Annotated in this window: 2 protein-coding genes; both read right to left on the minus strand. The window is 44.4% G+C overall.

Features of this window, described 5'->3' with window-relative positions:
• Positions 1-248 precede the first annotated feature (248 nt).
• The gene (locus EI164_RS14625) at positions 249-1,403 is read right to left on the minus strand and encodes a hypothetical protein (RefSeq protein WP_192520650.1); all 1,155 of its coding nucleotides are present in this window, start codon (positions 1,401-1,403) and stop codon (positions 249-251) included.
• Between the two features lie 248 nt (positions 1,404-1,651).
• The gene (gene polA, locus EI164_RS14630; RefSeq protein ID WP_225739329.1) at positions 1,652-4,546 is read right to left on the minus strand and encodes a DNA polymerase I; all 2,895 of its coding nucleotides are present in this window, start codon (positions 4,544-4,546) and stop codon (positions 1,652-1,654) included.
• Positions 4,547-4,851: the final 305 nt, after the last annotated feature.

The raw sequence follows: 4,851 nt of genomic DNA on the forward strand, positions 1-4,851 counted from the left end.
CTAGGGCGTGTCCTCATTTTAAAAATGGTGATAAAAATGAGATAAATTGCCGTCAAACAAAGAAGATAGCGCAGATAATATCGAGATATTAGTCAGCTATTTGACGCCGTTTGGCAAGATTTAGCTATTTTTAACCCATTTAGATAACTATCGATTGAATTGAGGACATGCCCTAGAGTATAGAAAATTTGCATAGATATAATCGGTTGTCTATCGTATCAAAGCAATGCTTCTCAAGACAGCGTTTCTTAAAACAAAGCTTCCATACGTAGTAGGGCAGAAGGATAATGGTCTTTATCTTCTATTTCATCATTATAATAATTTAGCTCGGTCTGGACATAAAGCCACTTGCGCCAGACGGGTTGGCGGTAGCTGATAGCCGGACCATAACTGTTTAATCCTGATTTGTCACTTTCAAAGTAACCGCTGGCAGAGACACCATAAGACAGTTGTTTTTCGTGACCTAAATAATGGACTTGTCTGAGGTCGTTACTCCAATCTTTGCGCTCTTCATTATCTTCATTACGATAGCGAACGGTAGTACGGTTATTGATAAATCGATTTTTGTTTTTGCCATATTGCAGGTCGAGTGCGCCTTTGGCATAGTGTTCGCTATCAAGCCCATAGCGATAATAGCTGTCGGTACTTATGTCTAGATTGTTACTTTCGTACCAGTCCTTATCGATACTGACTTTGACATAAGGATCGTCGATTGAGCGAACCCCGACGTCTACATCTGTTTTTACACCTAATTGGTCTTCGATATCATCGGTAAAACGTGACCAACGCAGTGCAATAGAGGCGTTGTCTTCTCGAGTTTTGCGAGAGTCGATAAGTCGGTCTTTGCTATTGCTCGCTTGGTAAGTATCGCCAGTCGTGCCTTGCTTCAAAAAGGTATCGTCATCCAAATATTCATCACCGATAATCAGGCTGAGTCGTTTTTCTAGCACAGGTAACTGTAAGCGACCACGAATTCTAGGCTCGACAGTGACGTCGCTACCTGTCTTTGGGTCGTTGGCCCAACGTGTGTCTAGCACAACTCGTAAGCTGGCTTTGGCAGGTTCTTTCGGATCAGGTTCACCAAACCAGCCATCCATTTTGTGTGCCCATTCGTGCAATTGGTCTTGAACATCTTCACGGCGCTCATCTGTCCAGTCTTGCTCTTCTGGTACTGGTGGCAAGGGTTGCTCGGTAGAGATGTCGGTGGATTGATAGCCAAGTTGTTCGAGGTTTTCATCACGACTAGGGTTAGCGTCACTAGATGGCAAGTCCGTTTGTGATGTGACAGACGCGACCGCTTCAGGTTCTGTAGTAGTCTCGGTGTCAGCCAGTGCTGGCGTGCATAAGCTTAAACTAGCAAGCGTAAAGAAGGTAAGGGAGCTAAGGTTCACTGGTTTAATCATAGATGGCTTCAGTTGTTTTAGGTAGCTAAAAAGGGTAAACAAAAGTATTATGCCATAGGTCTTTAGTTATTTGAAAGTTGTGGCTGATGAAGTTTTAATTTTTAGCAGTTCAACGTGTGCTCATTTCTATTTTTAGTGCAAGGTCATTGCGGAATAGTCATACGAACACAGTGCTAACAAAAACGGCTAAGCAAAATGCTCAGCCGTTTTCTATTTTTTATAAAATGATACTTAATATACTTCAAGTATCAATGCGCCTCATCCCAGTTCTGACCACTATCAGTCTCAACCAGTAACGGTACTGCAAAGTCTACATTCCAACCTTTTTCGACAGCGGTTGTCTTTAATACATCTTGCATCGCATCGGTAATCAGTTGGCTTATTTCATCGACTTTATCCGCATCGACTTCAAACACCAATTCATCGTGGACTTGTAGCAGCATTTTGGCTTGCTCTTTTGGCAATACTTGATCGACGGCAATCATAGCCAGCTTAATCAAATCTGCCGCTGATCCTTGAAGTGGCGCATTAATCGCAGCACGTTCTGCACCTTGCTTGACCATACGGTTACTGTGCGTGATATCAGGCGTATAGAGTTTGCGGCCCAATATGGTCTCGACATAGCCTTGTTCATGAGCGCTGGCACGGGTATTAATCATATAGTCTTTCACACCTGGGTAGCGCTCAAAATACATATCAATATAGTCTTGCGCTTCATTACGGCTCATCTGTAGCTGCTTGGCAAGTCCAAACGCGCTCATACCGTATAGCAGCCCGAAATTAATAGCTTTGGCATTGCGGCGCTCGGTTGGGGTGACGTCTGCGACCTCTTTGCCAAGTACTTCAGCAGCAGTCGCCGCATGAATATCGAGACCTTCGTTAAAGGCATGAGTTAAGTTTTTATCACCTGAGAAGTGCGCCATGAGACGCAGCTCGATTTGTGAGTAATCGGCTGCGAGAATTACGCGACTCTTTGGTGCGATAAAGGCTTGACGAATTAATCGACCAGTCGCGGTACGAATTGGGATATTTTGCAAGTTAGGATCAGTTGATGACAAACGACCAGTGCTGGTTAATGCCTGATGGTAACTGGTGTGTACTCGATCCGTCTCAGCATCTGCGACATTATCCAATGCATCAGTATAAGTGCTCTTAAGCTTAGATAGACCGCGATATTCCAACGTAATATCTACCAATGGATGGTCGATTTTTGATAGGACCGCTTCACCAGTCGAGTATTGACCTGATTTGGTTTTTTTGCCACCAGCAACGCCGAGTTTTTCAAACAGCATTTCGCCTAGTTGCTTTGGTGAGCCAAGATTGAACTCTTCACCAGCGATTTCATACGCACGTTTTTCAAGCGCGATGATCTCTTCATCAAAGCGTTTTGATAACTCGTTTAGAAACGAACGTTTGATAAGAATGCCATTCGCTTCCATTTGGCATAGTATTTCAGCGGTAGGAATCTCTAACTCATGGAGTAGCTTGGTGTTATTGGCATCGTTCGCCAGCTCAACGCTGAATACATCAAACAACTGATAGGTAATGTCGGCATCTTCACAGGCATAGTCGCTAGCAATATCAATAGCGACTTGATCAAAGGTGACTTGTTTCGCACCTTTACCAGCGACGTCTTCATAGCTGATGGTTTGCGTTTGCAGGTAATGCCGTGCCAAGTCATCCATACCGTGACGAGTGGCGGCAGCATTGATCACGTAGCTGGCAAGCATGGTATCCATAGCCCAATTATTAGGCTGCTCATGAATAGCACCGACTAGGTCGATATCATAATGACTAAGAACGTGAGCATCGTATTTTAGATGCTGACCGATTTTGCCGATTTTTGAATTTTCTAAAATAGGTTTTAGGCGTGTCAACACCGTATCGCGATCGAGCTGTTTGGCCGTCAGCTCATCACCTTCTAGACTGTGCGTTAGCGGAATGTAATACGCTTCATGTGCTTGCGTAGCAAAGGATAGACCGACGATTTCAGCTTGACGCCAATTGATGCTAGTGGTTTCGGTATCAATGACGAAATGCGGTGCTGCTTCTAATGATTTGATCAAACTATCAAGCGCAGGCTCATCCAGTACAGTGTGCCACGCTCTATCAGGGTTGTGACCGTCTTTTATATTATCAATCTGATTTGACTGTAGCGACTTGGCGACTTGCGCTTGTGATTCGGCATTGGCTTGACTGTCAGCGACACTTTGTGAGCCGTTTGCATTGGCAGGATGATTTGGGTGGTCGAGCGACGCCAGCTCGTTTCTAAACTCAAGCTCATTATACAACTCGCGTAATTCGTCTATATGAGCACAAGGATCGGTATTGATTTTTAGATCGTTCCAGTCTTGACCGATACCTAAGTCTGTGACGATGGTGGCCAGTTTTCGATTAAAGGGGATATCGTCGGCGTGTTCAATCAGACCTTTGGCACCGCGCCCTTTGATAAAGCCAATATGCTTTAACATGTTACTGATATCACCGTACTCAACGAGTAAGTCTTTTGCGGTTTTCTTACCGATACCCGGTACGCCCTTAATACCGTCTGAGGCATCGCCCATTAGGGTCAAAAAATCAATCATCTGATTTGGATTGATACCGAATTTGTCGATGACTGCTTGGGTGTCGGTAATTTTACCTGTAAAACTGTCTTCTAATATTACGCAGTCATTCACCAGCTGCATCATGTCTTTATCACCAGTTGAGATGACGACATGATGACCTTCGGCGACGGCACGGTGGGCAAGTGTACCGATGATATCATCGGCCTCTGCGCCTTCGATACGTAGTAGCGGAAGACCTAACGCTGTGACTAAACGATGAATATAAGGAATCTGCTCTACCAGCTCTACGTCGATGGGCGGGCGAGCGGCCTTATAATCAGCAGACATATGATGACGAAAAGTCGGTGACTTGGTATCGAAGCAGACCGCCATATGGGTAGGGTGATAACGGCGCATCAGCTTGAGCAGCGCATTGAGTGTGCCACGAACGGCATTGGTGATCAGACCCTGTGAGTTTTGCATGGTTTTGGGTAGCGCATGATAGGTGCGAAACAGATAATAAGAGCCATCAACCAAGATAAAAGGCGGTTGGTTTTTATCGACATGACTGGTATCCATCGTCGCGACATTAGGCATGTCATCAAAGTTTGGCAATGCTTCAGGATCAAGCGCTTGGTGTGAATTGTGCTTGTTATCGTTATCGTCAGTATGGTTAGGCGTATGGTCAGTCATAAGGGTCACTTATCAGCTATTAGATAAAAATATAGGCTTATTATAACGATAAAATCAGCGTGTGCCGAACTGCTTAACCGTTACGAGATATTCAATATGTTTTATTAGAGTAGCTGATTAGGGCGTGTTGAACATTCAAATGTGGTGCTGGCAGTGACTATTTTTTAGACAATATGCAGTGAAATTTTTGATACCTAGTCATTCTAGGT

The organism is Psychrobacter sp. FME13 (assembly GCF_014861395.1).
GTDB lineage: Bacteria > Pseudomonadota > Gammaproteobacteria > Pseudomonadales > Moraxellaceae > Psychrobacter.

What these genes read in the sequence shown, in the direction of transcription:
- polA (WP_225739329.1), bottom strand. Translation starts at nt 4,546, where the DNA reads ATGCCTAATGTCGCGACGATGGATACCAGTCATGTCGATAAAAACCAA.
- EI164_RS14625 (WP_192520650.1), bottom strand. Translation starts at nt 1,403, where the DNA reads ATGATTAAACCAGTGAACCTTAGCTCCCTTACCTTCTTTACGCTTGCT.